Source organism: Streptomyces sp. NPDC007157 (assembly GCF_040634235.1).
Taxonomy (GTDB): domain Bacteria; phylum Actinomycetota; class Actinomycetes; order Streptomycetales; family Streptomycetaceae; genus Streptomyces.
In genome coordinates, this window is record NZ_JBEYFE010000013.1 from 277,496 (window position 1) to 292,505 (window position 15,010).

General features: G+C 70.5%; 14 protein-coding genes. 10 read left to right on the forward strand and 4 right to left on the reverse strand.

Annotated features, from left to right (window positions below; translation table 11 throughout):
- Positions 1-185 precede the first annotated feature (185 nt).
- The 6 genes from ABZ642_RS24740 to ABZ642_RS24765 all read left to right on the forward strand — a co-directional run bounded on the left by ABZ642_RS24740 (position 186) and on the right by ABZ642_RS24765 (position 7,345).
- On the forward strand, positions 186-1,232 hold the full coding sequence (locus ABZ642_RS24740; protein ID WP_360487957.1) for a BMP family ABC transporter substrate-binding protein: 1,047 nt from the start codon (positions 186-188) through the stop codon (positions 1,230-1,232).
- A 269-nt stretch (positions 1,233-1,501) separates the two neighbouring features.
- Positions 1,502-3,208, forward strand: coding sequence for an ABC transporter ATP-binding protein (locus ABZ642_RS24745; protein WP_360488024.1), 1,707 nt, complete (start codon positions 1,502-1,504; stop codon positions 3,206-3,208).
- A complete protein-coding gene (locus ABZ642_RS24750; RefSeq protein ID WP_360487960.1) occupies positions 3,205-4,326 on the forward strand; it encodes an ABC transporter permease in 1,122 nt (373 codons plus the stop codon). The genes ABZ642_RS24745 and ABZ642_RS24750 overlap by 4 nt, the downstream gene beginning before the upstream one ends.
- Positions 4,326-5,588, forward strand: a complete 1,263-nt coding sequence (locus ABZ642_RS24755; RefSeq protein WP_360487963.1) for an ABC transporter permease — start codon at positions 4,326-4,328, stop codon at positions 5,586-5,588. The genes ABZ642_RS24750 and ABZ642_RS24755 overlap by 1 nt, the downstream gene beginning before the upstream one ends.
- Positions 5,585-5,989, forward strand: coding sequence for a cytidine deaminase (locus ABZ642_RS24760; protein WP_360487966.1), 405 nt, complete (start codon positions 5,585-5,587; stop codon positions 5,987-5,989). Before ABZ642_RS24755 ends, ABZ642_RS24760 begins: the two co-directional genes overlap by 4 nt.
- A 72-nt stretch (positions 5,990-6,061) precedes the next feature.
- On the forward strand, positions 6,062-7,345 hold the full coding sequence (locus tag ABZ642_RS24765; RefSeq protein WP_360487969.1) for a thymidine phosphorylase: 1,284 nt from the start codon (positions 6,062-6,064) through the stop codon (positions 7,343-7,345).
- A 7-nt stretch (positions 7,346-7,352) separates the two neighbouring features.
- Here ABZ642_RS24765 and ABZ642_RS24770 read toward each other — a convergent pair whose 3' ends face one another.
- Positions 7,353-8,273 (reverse strand): AEC family transporter, encoded by a 921-nt coding sequence (locus ABZ642_RS24770; RefSeq protein ID WP_360487972.1) that lies wholly within the window; start codon positions 8,271-8,273, stop codon positions 7,353-7,355.
- Between the two features lie 196 nt (positions 8,274-8,469).
- Here ABZ642_RS24770 and ABZ642_RS24775 point away from each other — a divergent pair, with 196 nt between their 5' ends.
- On the forward strand, positions 8,470-8,814 hold the full coding sequence (locus ABZ642_RS24775; RefSeq protein WP_360487975.1) for an STAS domain-containing protein: 345 nt from the start codon (positions 8,470-8,472) through the stop codon (positions 8,812-8,814).
- Here the strand turns inward: ABZ642_RS24775 and ABZ642_RS24780 are convergent.
- The gene (locus tag ABZ642_RS24780; RefSeq protein ID WP_360487978.1) at positions 8,698-9,711 is read right to left on the reverse strand and encodes a sigma-70 family RNA polymerase sigma factor; all 1,014 of its coding nucleotides are present in this window, start codon (positions 9,709-9,711) and stop codon (positions 8,698-8,700) included. The genes ABZ642_RS24775 and ABZ642_RS24780 overlap by 117 nt on opposite strands.
- 226 nt (positions 9,712-9,937) lie before the next feature.
- Positions 9,938-11,215 (reverse strand): MFS transporter, encoded by a 1,278-nt coding sequence (locus tag ABZ642_RS24785; protein WP_360487981.1) that lies wholly within the window; start codon positions 11,213-11,215, stop codon positions 9,938-9,940.
- 62 nt (positions 11,216-11,277) lie between these two features.
- Between ABZ642_RS24785 and ABZ642_RS24790 the strand changes: the two genes are divergently transcribed.
- Positions 11,278-12,231, forward strand: coding sequence for a LysR family transcriptional regulator (locus ABZ642_RS24790; RefSeq protein WP_360487984.1), 954 nt, complete (start codon positions 11,278-11,280; stop codon positions 12,229-12,231).
- 98 nt (positions 12,232-12,329) lie between these two features.
- Here ABZ642_RS24790 and ABZ642_RS24795 read toward each other — a convergent pair whose 3' ends face one another.
- Complete coding sequence (locus ABZ642_RS24795) at positions 12,330-13,094, reverse strand: prolyl oligopeptidase family serine peptidase (protein ID WP_360487987.1); 765 nt, start codon at positions 13,092-13,094, stop codon at positions 12,330-12,332.
- A gap of 124 nt (positions 13,095-13,218) precedes the next feature.
- Between ABZ642_RS24795 and ABZ642_RS24800 the strand changes: the two genes are divergently transcribed.
- Positions 13,219-14,376 (forward strand): adenosine deaminase, encoded by a 1,158-nt coding sequence (locus tag ABZ642_RS24800; RefSeq protein WP_360487990.1) that lies wholly within the window; start codon positions 13,219-13,221, stop codon positions 14,374-14,376.
- A 154-nt stretch (positions 14,377-14,530) separates the two neighbouring features.
- On the forward strand, positions 14,531-14,884 hold the full coding sequence (locus ABZ642_RS24805) for an ATP-binding protein (protein ID WP_360487993.1): 354 nt from the start codon (positions 14,531-14,533) through the stop codon (positions 14,882-14,884).
- The last annotated feature ends 126 nt before the right edge of the window (positions 14,885-15,010 follow it).

Sequence of the window (15,010 nt, forward strand, 5' to 3'; positions counted from 1 at the left end):
CGTTGCAGTCCTTGCGCCCCTTGCCTCCTGCAAGGGGCGCACTGCTGTGCGTAGCCTTGGACGGTGACTGTGGCCACAGCTAGATAACGGACCGGACATTGGGGGTTTTCCGTCTGGTCTACGCGCGTTACGCTGCCGCGGAACCAGCGCCTGGTTTGGGCGCTTGCACAAAGGAGTCAAGTTCCATGCGCCGGGTGTCCCGTTTCGCGGTTGCAGGCGTTGCAACCGCAGCTCTCGCCGTCACAGTCTCCGCCTGTGGCAGCTCCTCCACCTCGTCCTCCGCGAGCAAGGGCAAGGACCTCGGTCTGGCTCTCGCCTACGACGTCGGCGGCAAGGGCGACCAGTCCTTCAACGACGCCGCGACCGCCGGCATGGACAAGGCCGACCAGCAGTACGGCTACAAGTCCGCCGCCGTCGAGCCGCAGGACGGCGAGTCGGACGCGGACAAGGCGCAGCGCCTGGAGACCCTGGCCAAGGCCGGCTACAACCCGGTGGTCGGCGTCGGCTACTCCTACGCGCCGGCCGTCAAGGAGGTCGCGGCGAAGTTCCCGAAGGTCACCTTCGGCATCATCGACGACAACACCATCAAGGCCGACAACGTCGCCGACCTCGTCTTCCACGAGGAGCAGGCGTCCTACCTGGCCGGTGTCGCCGCCGCCAAGGCCACCAAGACCAACACCGTGGGCTTCGTCGGCGGTGTGGACGTGCCGCTGATCCACAAGTTCGAGGCCGGCTTCGAGCAGGGCGTCGCGGACACCAAGAAGGGCGTCAAGGTCAAGTCGCAGTACCTGACCGAGACCGCGGCCGAGGGCGGCTTCTCCAGCCCGGACAAGGGCAAGACCGCCGCGGACGGCCAGATCGACGCCGGTGCGGACGTCGTCTACGCCGCCGCCGGTCTGTCCGGTCAGGGTGTCATCCAGTCGGCCGCCGCGCACAAGGTGTGGGCGATCGGCGTCGACTCGGACCAGTACAAGCAGGACGCGCTGGCCCAGTACAAGGACTCCATCCTCACCTCGGCCATGAAGGACGTCGCGGGCGCGGTCTACAACCTGGCCAAGTCCGTCCACGACGGCAAGCCGGAGACCGGTGAGATCCGCGCCAGCCTGACCACCGGCGGCGTGAGCCTGTCCGACTCCAACCCGGCCTTCAAGAGCAACGCCGACATCCAGGCCGCGCTGAAGAAGGCCGAGGCCGGTATCAAGGACGGCTCGATCGTGGTCAAGACCTCCTGACCCGACGGTCATGACCATGCCGTAGGCATGGCCAAAAAGACGCTGTAATGGCAGCGTTACGGCCACGGAACGGGGTGCGGGCAGGATCTTCCTCCCGCGCCCCTGCCGTAGCCCCGGATCCCGACGGGGTACGGCGGGGACCCGCCTCGTTCACGCGGCAGAATGCTCGGAACGGATCGAGAGTCGAAAAAGCTCGGTCAGGTCCGGGCACTATTTAAAGCAGGGGCGCTACGCGCGTAGAGCGGCCCCTTTCCCGAGGAGAGTGCGCCATCGACGCGTCCAGCAGCCCTCCGCTCACCGCAGAGACGACAGCCGCGGTCGAGCTGGCGGGGATCACCAAGCGATTCCCTGGTGTCGTAGCCAACCACGACATCCACCTGTCGGTCCGCAAGGGCACCGTTCATGCCCTCGTCGGTGAGAACGGCGCCGGCAAGTCGACCCTGATGAAGATCCTCTACGGCATGCAGAAGCCGGACGAGGGCACCATCGCGATCGACGGCGAGCAGGTCACCTTCTCGTCCCCGGCCGACGCCATCGCGCGCGGCATCGGCATGGTCCACCAGCACTTCATGCTGGCGGACAACCTGACCGTCCTCGAGAACGTCGTGCTCGGCAGCGAGAAGCTGTACGGCATCGGCGGCAACGCCCGGAAGAAGATCCACGAGATCTCCGACCGCTACGGCCTCGGCATCCGCCCCGACGCCCTGGTCGAGGACCTCGGTGTCGCCGACCGACAGCGCGTGGAGATCCTCAAGGTCCTCTACCGCGGCGCCAAGACCCTGATCCTCGACGAGCCCACCGCCGTCCTCGTCCCGCAGGAGGTCGACGCACTCTTCGACAACCTGCGTGAGCTCAAGTCCGAGGGCCTGTCGGTCATCTTCATCTCGCACAAGCTCGGCGAGGTGCTGTCGGTGGCCGACGACATCACCGTCATCCGCCGCGGTACGACCGTCGGGACCGCGATCCCCTCCGAGACCACCCCGCGTCAGCTCGCCGAGCTGATGGTGGGCAGCGAGCTGCCCACCCCGGAGACCGCCGAGTCCACGGTCACCGACAAGCCGGTCATCACCGTCCGCAACCTCACCGTCTACGCCAGCGGCGGCGCCTCCCTCGGCGAGCTCGGCGCGCAGCCCGAGACCGCGACCCCCGGCTCCGCCGGTGCCACGGCCGGTGCCGACGTGCTCACCGAGGCCACCACCCCCGGCGAGGCCAAGCGCGTCCTCGACGACGTCACCTTCACCATCCACGCCGGCGAGGTCATGGGCATCGCCGGTGTCGAGGGCAACGGCCAGACCGAGCTGATCGACGCGCTGATCGGCACCCGCAACGCCGACTCCGGCACCGTCGAGTTCCTCGGCGAGGACATCACCCCCTGGGCCACCCGCAAGCGCCGCGAACGGGGCGTCGGCTACATCCCCGAGGACCGGCACCGCCAGGGCCTGCTCCTGGAGTCGCCGCTCTGGGAGAACCGCATCCTCGGTCACGTCACCGAGAAGCCCAACGCGAAGGGCTTCTGGCTGGACATCAAGGGCGCCCAGGCCGACACCCGCCGGATCGTCGAGGAGTACGACGTCCGCACCCCCGGCATCGACGTCACCGCCGCCTCCCTGTCCGGCGGCAACCAGCAGAAGCTGATCGTCGGCCGCGAGATGAGCCACAGCCCGAAGTTCCTGATCGCCGCCCACCCCACCCGCGGTGTGGACGTCGGCGCCCAGGCGCAGATCTGGGACCGCATCCGGGAGGCCCGCCGGAAGGGCCTGGCCGTGCTGCTGATCTCCGCGGACCTCGACGAGCTGATCGGCCTGTCGGACACCCTGCGGGTGATCTTCGACGGAAAGCTGGTCGCGGACGCCGACCCGGCCACCATCACCCCGGAGGAGCTGGGCTCCGCCATGACGGGTGCCGCGTCCGGCCACCTGGAACACGAAGCAACCACCGACGAAGGCGCCGCTGGTCCGGAGGACGAGGCCCGATGAAGAAGTTCGACAAGGAGCGGGTGCTCCTCGCGCTGGCCGGCCCGGTCATCGCGCTCGTCCTCGCGATCGCACTGACGTCGATCGTGCTGCTCGCCTCGGACCGCAACCCGTTCGAGCCGTACGTGCTGATGCTTCAGCAGCTGCCGTACTCGGACATCCAGGTCCTGATCATCAACCAGGCGGCGATGTACTACATCGCGGCCATCGCGGTCGCCCTCGGTTTCCGCATGAACCTCTTCAACATCGGCGTCGACGGCCAGTACCGCCTGGCCGCCGTGATGACGGCCGTGGTCGGCGCCAACATCGGCCTGCCCGCCTTCCTGCAGATCCCGATGCTGCTCCTGGTCGCCATGTTCACCGGCGCCTTCTGGGCCGGCATCGCGGGTGTCCTCAAGGTCACCCGAGGCGTCAGCGAGGTCGTCTCCACGATCATGCTGAACGCCATCGCCACCAGCGTCATCGGCTACGTCACCCTGGCCAACGTCTGGGGCGTCCAGGTCGGCAACAACATGACGACCGGCGACATGAAGAAGTCCGGCTGGTTCCCGGGCATCAACCTGGGCTCGGACGTCGGCGAGATCTACGGCATGGTGTTCGTCGCCATCGCCCTCGGCATCGCCTACTGGGTGGTCCTCAACCGCACCCGCTTCGGCTTCGACCTGCGCGCCACCGGCGCCTCCGAGTCCGCCGCGGCCGCCTCCGGCGTCGACGCCAAGCGCATGGTCCTGATCTCCATGCTGATCTCCGGCGCGGTCTCCGGCCTCGCGGGCCTCCCGCTGCTGCTCGGCGACACCCACACCTACAGCCTGAGCTTCCCGGCCGGCCTCGGCTTCACCGCCATCGGCATCGCCCTGCTCGGCCGCAACAACCCCGGTGGCGTCGCCTTCGCCGCCCTGCTCTGGGCCTTCCTCGACAAGGCCTCGCCCGCCCTCGACTACGCGACCCCGGTGGCGTACGAGAAGGAGATCGCCACGATCATGCAGGGCCTGATCGTCTTCTCCGTGGTCATCTCCTACGAAGCCGTACGCCAGTGGGGCCTGCGCCGCCAGCAGCGCCAGGTCGGCGCGGAGCTCGCCGCGGCCGCCGCCCAGAACACCAAGAAGGAGGTGGCGGCCTGATGTCCACCGCGACCATCGCCAAGCCGCAGGCGAAGCAGCCCGGCAAGGGCGGCCGCCGAATGTCGCTCCCGGTACTCCTGCTGGTCATCGCGGGCGTCCTGATCCTGACCTCGGCCGTCCGCCTGATCACCGGTGCCGACGGCATCACCTCGACCGGCCAGATGTCCACCGCGCTGCGCCTCGCCGTGCCGATCGGCCTCGCCGGTCTCGGCGGTCTGTGGGCCGAGCGCGCGGGCGTCGTCAACATCGGCCTCGAAGGCATGATGATCCTCGGCACCTGGTTCGGTGCCTGGGCCGGCTACCAGTGGGGCCCCTGGACCGGCGTGGTCTTCGGCATCATCGGCGGCGCGCTCGGCGCCCTGCTGCACGCCGTCGCGACCGTCACCTTCAACGTCAACCACATCGTCTCCGGTGTGGCCCTGAACATCCTCGCCCTGGGCGCCACCCGCTACCTCTCGAAGTTCACCTTCGAGGACGCCCCCGGCGGCTCCTCCAAGCAGTCCCCGCCGATCGACTCGCTCGGCACGTTCAGCGTGCCGGGGCTGTCCGACTGGCTGAACACGCTCAACGAGAAGCACTGGTTCCTGATCTCCGACATCGGCGGCCTGGTCGGCGGTCTGCTCACCGACCTCTCCCCGCTGACGGTCATCGCCGTAGCCCTCGTCCCGATCACCTGGTGGGTGCTGTGGCGCACCGCCTTCGGCCTGCGCCTGCGCTCCTGTGGTGAGAACCCGGTCGCGGCCGAGTCCCTGGGCGTCAACGTCTACAAGTACAAGTACATCGCGGTGATCATCAGCGGCGGCTTCGCCGGCCTCGGCGGCGCGTTCCTCTCGATCGTCGCCTCGAACGTCTACCTGGACGGCCAGACGGCCGGCCGCGGTTACATCGGTCTCGCCGCGATGATCTTCGGCAACTGGATGCCGGGCGGACTGGCGCTGGGCGCGGGCCTGTTCGGCTACACCGACAGCCTCAACCTGCGCGGCGGCACGGTGAACGTGCACGCGCTGATCCTGCTGCTCGCGATCCTGCTGGTGTTCGGCGCGGTCTACCTGGCCTGGCGCAAGAAGTACGTCCCGGCCGTCATCACGATCGTCATCTCGGTCCTGATGTTCATCTGGTACGCCACCACCAACGAGGTCCCGCGGCAGCTCGTGACCGCGACCCCGTACCTCGTCACCCTGCTCGTGCTCTCGCTGTCCGCGCAGTCCCTGCGGATGCCGAAGGCGGACGGTCTGCCCTACCGGAAGGGGCAGGGCAAGTGACGACCCAGGACGCCGGCTTCGACTGGGAGACCCTGCGGGCCGAGGCGCGGGAAGCCATGTCCCACGCCTACGCGCCGTACTCCGGTTTCCCGGTCGGGGCCGCCGCCCTGGTCGACGACGGCCGTACGGTCGCCGGCTGCAACGTGGAGAACGCCTCCTACGGACTGGGCCTGTGCGCCGAGTGCGGACTCGTCTCCCAGCTCCAGCGCACGGGCGGCGGCCGGCTGACCCACTTCACCTGCGTGGACGGCACGGGCGGGCTGCTCGTCCCGTGCGGCCGCTGCCGCCAGCTGCTCTACGAGTTCGGCGGCCCGGACCTCCTTCTGGACACCCCGGAAGGCGTCCTGCCCCTCTCCGAGATGCTGCCCCAGGCCTTCGGCCCGGCCCATCTCACCAAGTAACTCCCGCCCGGCCCCTCCTCACCCGGAGGGGCCGCGCGCTTCGCACTGCCGCAATGCTTCGAAGGGAACGTCATGGCCATGGACGCCATCTCCGTCATCCGCACCAAGCGGGACCGCGGTGAGCTCAGCGACGAGCAGATCGACTGGGTCATCGACGCGTACACCCGCGGCGAGGTCGCCGACGAGCAGATGTCGTCGCTCGCGATGGCCATCCTCCTCAACGGCATGAACCGCCGCGAGATCGCCCGCTGGACGGCGGCGATGATCGCCTCCGGTGAGCGCATGGAGTTCTCCTCCCTGTCCCGCCCGACCGCCGACAAGCACTCCACGGGCGGTGTCGGCGACAAGATCACCCTCCCGCTGGCCCCCCTGGTCGCGGCCTGCGGCGCGGCCGTCCCCCAGCTCTCCGGCCGGGGTCTCGGCCACACCGGCGGCACCCTGGACAAGCTGGAGTCGATCCCCGGCTGGCGCGCCCTGCTCTCCAACGAGGAGATGCTGTCGGTGCTGGACGGCACCGGCGCGGTGATCTGCGCGGCCGGCGACGGCCTGGCCCCGGCCGACAAGAAGCTCTACGCGCTCCGCGACGTGACCGGCACGGTCGAGGCGATCCCGCTGATCGCCTCCTCGATCATGTCGAAGAAGATCGCCGAGGGCACCGGCTCGCTGGTCCTGGACGTGAAGGTCGGCACCGGCGCTTTCATGAAGACGATCGAGGACGCGCGTGAGCTGGCCTCCACCATGGTCGGCCTCGGTACCGACCACGGCGTGAAGACGGTCGCGCTCCTCACCGACATGTCCACCCCCCTCGGCCTCACGGCGGGCAACGCCCTGGAGGTCCGCGAGTCGGTCGAGGTCCTGGCCGGCGGCGGTCCCGCCGATGTCGTCGAACTGACCCTCGCCCTGGCCCGCGAGATGCTCGACGCGGCCGGCCTGAAGGACGCCGACCCGGCGAAGGCGCTGGCCGACGGCTCGGCGATGGACGTCTGGCGCCGGATGATCGCGGCCCAGGGCGGCGACCCGGACGCGGTGCTCCCGGTGGCGAAGGAACAGCACGTGATCAAGGCGCCGTCGTCCGGTGTCCTGACCCGCCTCGACGCGTACGGCATCGGCGTCGCCGCCTGGCGCCTGGGCGCGGGCCGCGCCCGCAAGGAGGACCCGGTGCAGGCGGGCGCGGGCGTCGAACTGCACGCCAAGCCCGGCGACACGGTCACGGCGGGCCAGCCCTTGCTGACCCTGCACACCGACACCCCGGAGCGCTTCGAGTACGCGCTCCAGTCGGTGGAGGGCTCCTACGACATCGCGGCCGCCGGCACGGAGTTCACGGCGTCCCCCGTGGTGCTGGAGCGCATCGCCTGACGGTCCATCACCCCAGCAGCGCCGCCACCACGACCAGCACCGGCACCGCCAGCACCGTGGACAGCAGGATCGAGTCGCGGGCCAGTTCCTCGCCCACACGGTAGGTGCCGGCGTAGGTGTAGAGGTTCTGGGCGGCCGGGAGGGCCGAGGTCACCGTCACGTCGAGGAGCTGGGCGCCGTGCAGGTCGAAGACCGCTGACGCCAGGGCCCAGGCGATCAGCGGCTGGCCCACCGACTTCAGGGCCACCGAGAGGAACACCGGGTGGCGGTCGCGGCCCCGGCCGGGCGGGGTGCTGCCGTGCAGGGAGATGCCGAAGGCGAGCAGCACCGCCGGGACCGACATGTTGCCGATCAGGGTCAGGGGGTCCATCACCGGGCCGGGGAGGCGGATGCCGAGCCCCGAGACCAGGACCCCGGTGAGGGAGCCGACGGCTATCGGATTGCGGAGCGGGGTGAGGAGCCGGCGCCACCACGGGCCCTTCTCGCCCATGCCCGACAGGTCCAGGATCGTCAGGGCGACCGGAGTCAGGACGACCACCTGGAAGAGCAGGACCGGGGCCACCAGGGACGCGTCGCCCAGCACGTACACCGCGATCGGGATGCCGAGGTTGCCGGAGTTGACGTAGCTGGAGCACAGCGCACCGATGGTGGTGCGTCCCACGCCCCAGTGCCGTACGACACTCACCGCCACGAACGCGCCCGCCGCCGCTGCCGTGCTCAGGGCCGTCACCAGGAGGCGGCTGGAGAAGATCACCGCCAGGTCGGCCCTCGCGAGGGTGGTGAAGAGCAGGGCGGGGGAGGCGACGTGGAAGGCGAGCTTGGTGAGCACCTCGCGGCCGTTGACCCCGAGGTGGCCGCCGCGCCCGAGGACATAGCCCACCCCGATGACGATCGCGATGACCGCGAAGCCGCTCAGCACCCCCTGCACGGGACCCCCTCGGGGCGCGGAAGGCCGTCGGGTGTCCATCGAGACGCTGATCTGTGGGGCATACACCCAACCCTCTGGTGCGGGTCAGGTGCAGGTCAACGTTGCGATCCTTGTGATCTGCGCGACGACGTGCGGAAACCCGGCGCCCTACCGATGAGTTGGTGAGCCGTCGGCGGTCTACCGGTTCGTGGATGCCATGCCCCCCGCCGTGCTCGTGCTGCCCGGCCCCGTCGCCAAGGACGCGGTGGCCGGGCTGTGCGCCGAGGTGCGGGCGCTGCTCGCGGGCGGCGCGGCCGGGATCGTCGTCTGCGATGTCGCCGGGATCGGGCCGCCCGGGCTCACCGCCGTCGATCTGCTGGCGCGGCTGGAGCTGACCGCCCGCCGGGCCGGAGGGCGGATACGGCTGCGTGACCCCGACCCCGCCCTACGCTCCCTCCTCCGCTTCGTCGGCCTTCGCCTCCAGGTGGAGGGGGAGGTCGAAGAGCGGGAACCAGCGCTTGGTGTCGAGGAAGAAGTGGAACCCGGTCAGTCGGCCGTCTGAGATCTCCAGGACCTGGACCGCCCAGGGGCTCCAGCCGCCGGTGTCCGGGTCGGGCTTGTACTGGGCGAACCCGGGCAGGCCGTTGACCTGGACCGGGAACAGCCGGGAGCCCTCGCAGGCGGAGCCGATGGTGGTCATGAAGCCGGCGATGTCCTCGTGGCCGACGAGCCACAGGTCGAACGGCGGCATCGTCATGACGGCGTCCTCGTGGAGGAGCGCCGTCAGCGCTGTCATGTCGTAGCCCTCGAAGGCCGCGACATAGCGCTCCAGGAGCTTCTGCTGCTCCTCGTCGAGCGGGTCGGAGACCTCGGCGGCGGCGCCCGACTGCTGCTGCTCGGCCAGTGTGGCCCGGGCCCGCTGCAGGGCGCTGTTGACCGACGCGACGGTGGTGCCGAGCAGTTCGGCCACCTCGTTGGCCTTCCAGGCCAGTACCTCGCGCAGGATCAGCACCGCCCGCTGCTTGGGCGGCAGCTGTTGCAGCGCGGCCATGAAGGCGAGGCGGACGGACTCCTTGGCCACGGCCGCCTCCGCCGGGTCTTCCACGGTCGGCAGCACCCGCGCGTCCGGCACCGGCTCCAGCCAGGTGTTGTCGGGCCGGGGCGACAGCGCCGCCCGGGCCAGCGGGGTCGACTCGGAGAGGTCCATCGGGCGGGCCCGCTTGTTGCCCGCGGACAGCATGTCCAGGCAGACGTTGGTCGCGATCCGGTACAGCCACGACCGCAGGCTGGAGCGGCCCTCGAACTTGTCGTAGCTCCGCCAGGCCCGCACCAGGGTGTCCTGCACGGCGTCCTCGGCCTCGAACGACGAGCCGAGCATCCGGTAGCAGTACCCGGTCAGCTCGGTCCGGTACTTCTCCAGTGCGACGTCCAGTTCCGCCGTCGCCGTGCTGTTGCTCATTGCCGTCCACCCACCCCTGTGGCCGTTCCTGCCCGCGCGCCGTTGCGCTCCAGCACTTGGAAGCTACCGCAGCCCACTGACAATGGTCCCCGGAGTGGGGAAATGCGCAGGTGAGGGGTGGAGAGCGCCCAAGGGGGCGGGAGCGCGGTCGTGCCGCGGGCGCGGCGTCGCCGTGGTTGGCCGCGCCCCCGCGGCGGAGCCGCGGACACGGCCCCGCGCGGGCGCTTCAGTGGGCGGTGGCCATGACCTGCCGGCGGGCCGCCACCGAGCCCAGCACCGTGATCGTCACCACGCCCGCGATCGCCAGCAGGGCCACCCCCACCGTTCCCGACCAGCCGCTCGCGTGGAAGGCCAGCGCGCCCACCGTGCTGCCCGCGCTGGAGCCGATGTAGTACGCGGACTGGTAGATGGCGGAGGCCTGGGCCCGGCCGTGGGTGGCCGTCTTGCTGACCGCCGAGGACGCCACCGCGTGGCCCGCGAAGAAGCCCGCGGTGATCAGGACGAGGCCCAGCAGGACCAGCGGCAGCGAGTCGGCCAGGGAGAGCAGGAGGCCGGCGGCCGTGGTGCCGCCGCCCAGGTAGAGGGCGCCCCGGCGGCCGAGCCGGCCGACCAGACGGCCCGCCGTGGACGCCGAGACCGTGCCGACCAGGTAGACGAGGAAGATCGAGCCGACGATGCCCTGGGGGAGCGAGAACGGCTCCTCGGTCAGGCGGTAGCCGATCACCGTGTAGACGCCGCCGAAGACGGTCATGAACAGCGCGCCGATCGCGTACAGGCGGCGCAGCAGCGGGTTGGCCAGATGGTCGCGGACCGTGCCGAGCAGCCGGCGCGGGTGCAGCGAGCCCGCCTTGAAGTGCCGCGGGGCGGGGAGGAGCAGCCGGAAGGCCACCGCGCAGCCGACCGCGATCACGCCGATGACGCCCACCGCGACCCGCCAGCCCCACTCCTGTGCGACCCAGCCGGTGATGACCCGGCCGCTCATCCCGCCGACGCTGTTGCCCGCGACGAACAGGCCTATCGCCGTGACCAGCGCCCTGGGGCGGACCTCCTCGGCCAGGTAGGCCTGCGCCGAGGCGGGCAGCCCGGCCAGCGCGGCGCCCTGGATGCCGCGCAGCACCACCAGCACGCCCAGCGACGGCGCGAAGGGGACCAGCAGACCCACCGCCACCGCCACCGCCAGCGACGCGGTCATGACCGTACGGCGCCCGAAGCGTTCGGACAGGGCGCTCATCGGGATGACGAACAGCGCCAGACCGCCGGTCGCCGCCGCCACCGTCCAGCTCGCGTCGCTCGCGCTCACTCCGAAGCCGTCCGAGATCAGCGGCAGCAGGGCCTGCGTGGAGTAGAGGAGGGCGAAGGTCGCGACACCGGCGAGGAAGAGGGCGAGGCTCATCCGGCGGTAGCCGGGGCCGCCCGGGGTCATCCGGGAGTCGGAGGTGTCGGAGGCGGGGACGGTCGTTGCGGCGTCCATGGTGGTGGACGCCCCGGTACTGGCGGGAGACATACCTCGAACCTAGGGATCCCTCTTTGATCCGTCCAATGCATGGAATCGCCATAATCGTTCCCATGGAGCATCAACACAGGTCAGCAAAGCGCCTGTCACCGGACAGTGACACAGAAGACATGACGATGTTGCTGGCTCCACGCCTCGCGTACTTCGCCGGCGTGGCCCGCACGGAGCATGTCACCCGGGCCGCGCAGGAGCTCGACGTCCCCCAGTCCACGCTCTCCCGCGCGATGGCCCGCCTGGAACAGGACCTCGGCGTCGACCTCTTCACCCGCCACGGCCGCACCGTCTCCCTCACCCCGGCCGGCCGCACCTTCCTCACCTCGGTGGAACGCGCCCTCGCCGAGGTCCGGCGCGCCGCGGACGAGGTACGCGCCGACGCCGACCCCGCGACGGGCAAGGTCGCCTTCGGGTTCCTGCACACGATGGGCGCGGAGACGGTCCCTGGTCTCCTCCAGGCCTTCCGCGTCGACCATCCCCGGGTCCGCTTCAGCCTCGTCCAGAACTACGGTGAGGCGATGATCGAGAAGCTCCGGGCGGGCGAGCTGGACCTGTGCCTCACCTCCCCGGTGCCGGACGCCCCGGACCTGGTCGCCCGGCGCCTGGACGAACAGAAGATCCGCCTGGTGGTGCCCGCGGACCATCCGCTGGCCGCCCGCAAGCGCATCCGTCTCGCCGAAGCGGCCGACGAGACGTTCGTGACCCTGGAGCCGGGCTACGGTCTGCGCCGCATCACCGACGACCTCTGCAAGGAGGCCGGCTTCCGGCCGCGGATCGCCTTCGAGGGCGAGGAGGCGGAGACCCTGCGGGGCCTGGTGGCGGCCGGATTGGGGGTGGCGCTCCTCCCGCCACCGGTCTTCCCCCGCCCGGGAGTGGCGGAACTGACGGTCACGGCCCCGAGAGCGGCGAGAGAAATCGGCGTGGCATGGCTGGACGGCCACCCGGACACCCCACCGGTGGCAGCCTTCAAGAAGTTCCTGCTGTCGAGAAGGGGCAACCTGCTCCCGACCTAGGGACAGCGCGCCCCTCAGGGGCGCGGGGCTGTGTCGATATGCGGCCACCGCCGCGTGGGCGCGAAACCCACCCACCACCCGCACCCCGAAGCCGGTCGTCACCCCTTCCGGAGCGACCGCCCGAACCCCGCGGCAAGCGGCATCCGCAACCCGATCGGCGGCGGCGCGGCCAACGCATCCTCCACCGGCCGCGACACCGCGTACCCGTACAACGCCCCCATGACGAAGTCCGAAGCGAGAGCGAGGACTTCGTCCCGGTGCTGATGCAGCCCGTGTCCGTCCGAGTGCACCTCGAACCGGCACACCTCCCGGTTCGCCTTCTTGGCCCGCGACGCCAGCCGGAACGACTGCTCCGGATCGGTCCGTTCGTCGTTCGTGCCGTGCACGATCAGCACCCGGCGCCCCACCAGCTGCCGTACCGGTTCCTCGGGCGCCGCCACATCCGTCTCGGGTAGCCAAGGGGCGATGGAGACAACGGAGTTGACGGCCTCGTGGCCACCCGCGCGCAGCGCGGCCCGGCCGCCCATGCCCAGCCCCAGCAGGCACACCGGGACATCGCCGTACCGCCGTACCACCTCGTCGGCCGCCCAGCTCGCGTCCCCCGCGAGGTGCGCCTCGTTGCCGTTCCAGCCGCGATAGCGGTAGTGGACGATGTGCGCGGCCAGCCCCTCGTCCCGGCCGTCCCGGGCGAGCCGGCGTCCGAGTGCGCGGACGAAGGGCGTCGCCCATACGAGGGACGGCTTGCGGGCGGAGACCTCCTCGCCGCCCGGGAGCAGCAGGACCGCTCCGCTCACCGTCGTCGGCTCCTGACCGACTGCTCTGCCCAGCCTGGCCGTTCGGACCGGCGTCGCTTGCTGTGCCATGACAGAACAGTGTCAGAAGAAGCGGTGTACGCGACCCGTCCGTGCGGTCACCGTTACGTATCGACGGGAAACGGAATATGCAGAGTACCGGGCGATCTACGCGCGTAGGAGTTACAGTGCGGAAATGACGAGCCAGAGCATCGCGAGCACCCCGACGCCGGAGCAGATCCGCCGGGCACCGAAGGTTCTGCTGCACGACCATCTCGACGGCGGACTGCGCCCCGGTACGGTCGCCGACCTCGCCCGGGAGACCGGCTACGCCGGCCTTCCCGAGTCCGATCCGGACAAGCTCGGCGTCTGGTTCCGGGAGGCCGCCGACTCCGGTTCGCTGGAGCGGTACCTGGAGACCTTCTCGCACACCGTCGGGGTCATGCAGACCCGGGACGCCCTGGTGCGGGTCGCGCGTGAGTGCGCGGAGGACCTCGCCGAGGACGGCGTCGTGTACGCCGAGGTGCGGTACGCACCCGAGCAGCACCTCGAAGGGGGCCTGTCCCTCGAAGAGGTCGTCGAAGCCGTCAACGAGGGCTTCAGGCAGGGCGAGGTGCTCGCCCGGGAGAACGGCCGCCGGATCCGGGTCGGCGCCCTGCTCACCGCCATGCGGCACGCGGCCCGCTCCCTGGAGATCGCCGAACTCGCCAACCGCTACCGGGACCTGGGCGTCGTCGGCTTCGACATCGCCGGCGCCGAGGCCGGCTACCCGCCCACCCGGCACCTCGACGCCTTCGAGTACCTCAAGCGCGAGAACAACCACTTCACCATCCACGCCGGCGAGGCCTTCGGGCTGCCGTCCATCTGGCAGGCCCTCCAGTGGTGCGGCGCCGACCGGCTCGGGCACGGCGTGCGGATCATCGACGACATCCAGGTCCACGAGGACGGCACGGTCAAGCTCGGCCGGCTCGCGTCGTACGTCCGTGACAAGCGGATCCCGCTGGAGCTGTGCCCCAGCTCCAACCTCCAGACCGGGGCCGCCGACTCCTACGCCGAGCATCCGATCGGGCTGCTGCGCCGGCTGCACTTCCGGGCCACCGTGAACACGGACAACCGGCTGATGTCGGGGACGAGCATGACGCGGGAATTCGAGCACCTTGTCGACGCATTCGGTTACACGCTCGACGACTTGCAGTGGTTCTCCGTCAATGCGATGAAATCAGCGTTCATTCCTTTCGATGAACGACTCGCCATGATCAATGACGTCGTCAAGCCGGGATATGCGGAGCTGAAGTCCGAATGGCTGTTCCGGCAGACCGCCTCCACCAGCGGTTCTGCCGATCCACAGGGCTGATCGGGAGCCCTGGCGGGGCACGGAATGCGGACGGTCCTTCGCCCTCCGTCCGCATTTCGGTGTTTGCGGTGGGTGGTCCGGCATGTTTACGGTCGTGGACCGCTCAGCACGTTTTTAAAGATCCCCGTCACCGTATTCCAAGGACGCATCAACGATGAAGCAGTCTGCTGCCAAGACCCTCGGTGTCGCCGCTCTCGGCGCCGCCTTCGCCGCCGTCGGCGCTGGCGCGGCCAATGCGGCCCCGGCCGTCCCGGACTCCTCGCAGGCCCTGGACACCGTCACCAAGACGCTGCCGGCCGAGAACGTCTCCAAGGCCCTGCCGGGGGCCGGTGAGGCCCTGGCGCAGGGGCAGACCGCCCTCGCCGCCGGTCTTGCCGCCGCCCAGCCGGCCGCCGAGCAGCTGCTCGCCGGTGGCCCGACCAAGCCGGTCGCCGGCCTTCTCGGTGGACTGCCGGTCCAGGGCATGCCCACGCACGGTCTGCCGGTGAACGGGATCCCGATCGGCTGACCTCTCCCCAGCGGATCGGCAACGCCGTCGGGGGGGGCCCGGCAACACCAGGGGGGCCCCCCCGCCGGGGGGGCCCCCCGCGGGGGCGCGGGGGGGGGGGGGACAGGGGGGGGGGGGGGGGGACGA

What these genes read in the sequence shown, in the direction of transcription:
- ABZ642_RS24755 (WP_360487963.1), top strand. Translation starts at nt 4,326, where the DNA reads ATGTCCACCGCGACCATCGCCAAGCCGCAGGCGAAGCAGCCCGGCAAG.
- ABZ642_RS24795 (WP_360487987.1), bottom strand. Translation starts at nt 13,094, where the DNA reads ATGGCACAGCAAGCGACGCCGGTCCGAACGGCCAGGCTGGGCAGAGCA.
- ABZ642_RS24765 (WP_360487969.1), top strand. Translation starts at nt 6,062, where the DNA reads ATGGCCATGGACGCCATCTCCGTCATCCGCACCAAGCGGGACCGCGGT.
- ABZ642_RS24775 (WP_360487975.1), top strand. Translation starts at nt 8,470, where the DNA reads ATGCCCCCCGCCGTGCTCGTGCTGCCCGGCCCCGTCGCCAAGGACGCG.
- ABZ642_RS24785 (WP_360487981.1), bottom strand. Translation starts at nt 11,215, where the DNA reads ATGTCTCCCGCCAGTACCGGGGCGTCCACCACCATGGACGCCGCAACG.
- ABZ642_RS24800 (WP_360487990.1), top strand. Translation starts at nt 13,219, where the DNA reads ATGACGAGCCAGAGCATCGCGAGCACCCCGACGCCGGAGCAGATCCGC.
- ABZ642_RS24805 (WP_360487993.1), top strand. Translation starts at nt 14,531, where the DNA reads ATGAAGCAGTCTGCTGCCAAGACCCTCGGTGTCGCCGCTCTCGGCGCC.
- ABZ642_RS24790 (WP_360487984.1), top strand. Translation starts at nt 11,278, where the DNA reads ATGGAGCATCAACACAGGTCAGCAAAGCGCCTGTCACCGGACAGTGAC.
- ABZ642_RS24740 (WP_360487957.1), top strand. Translation starts at nt 186, where the DNA reads ATGCGCCGGGTGTCCCGTTTCGCGGTTGCAGGCGTTGCAACCGCAGCT.
- ABZ642_RS24780 (WP_360487978.1), bottom strand. Translation starts at nt 9,711, where the DNA reads ATGAGCAACAGCACGGCGACGGCGGAACTGGACGTCGCACTGGAGAAG.
- ABZ642_RS24750 (WP_360487960.1), top strand. Translation starts at nt 3,205, where the DNA reads ATGAAGAAGTTCGACAAGGAGCGGGTGCTCCTCGCGCTGGCCGGCCCG.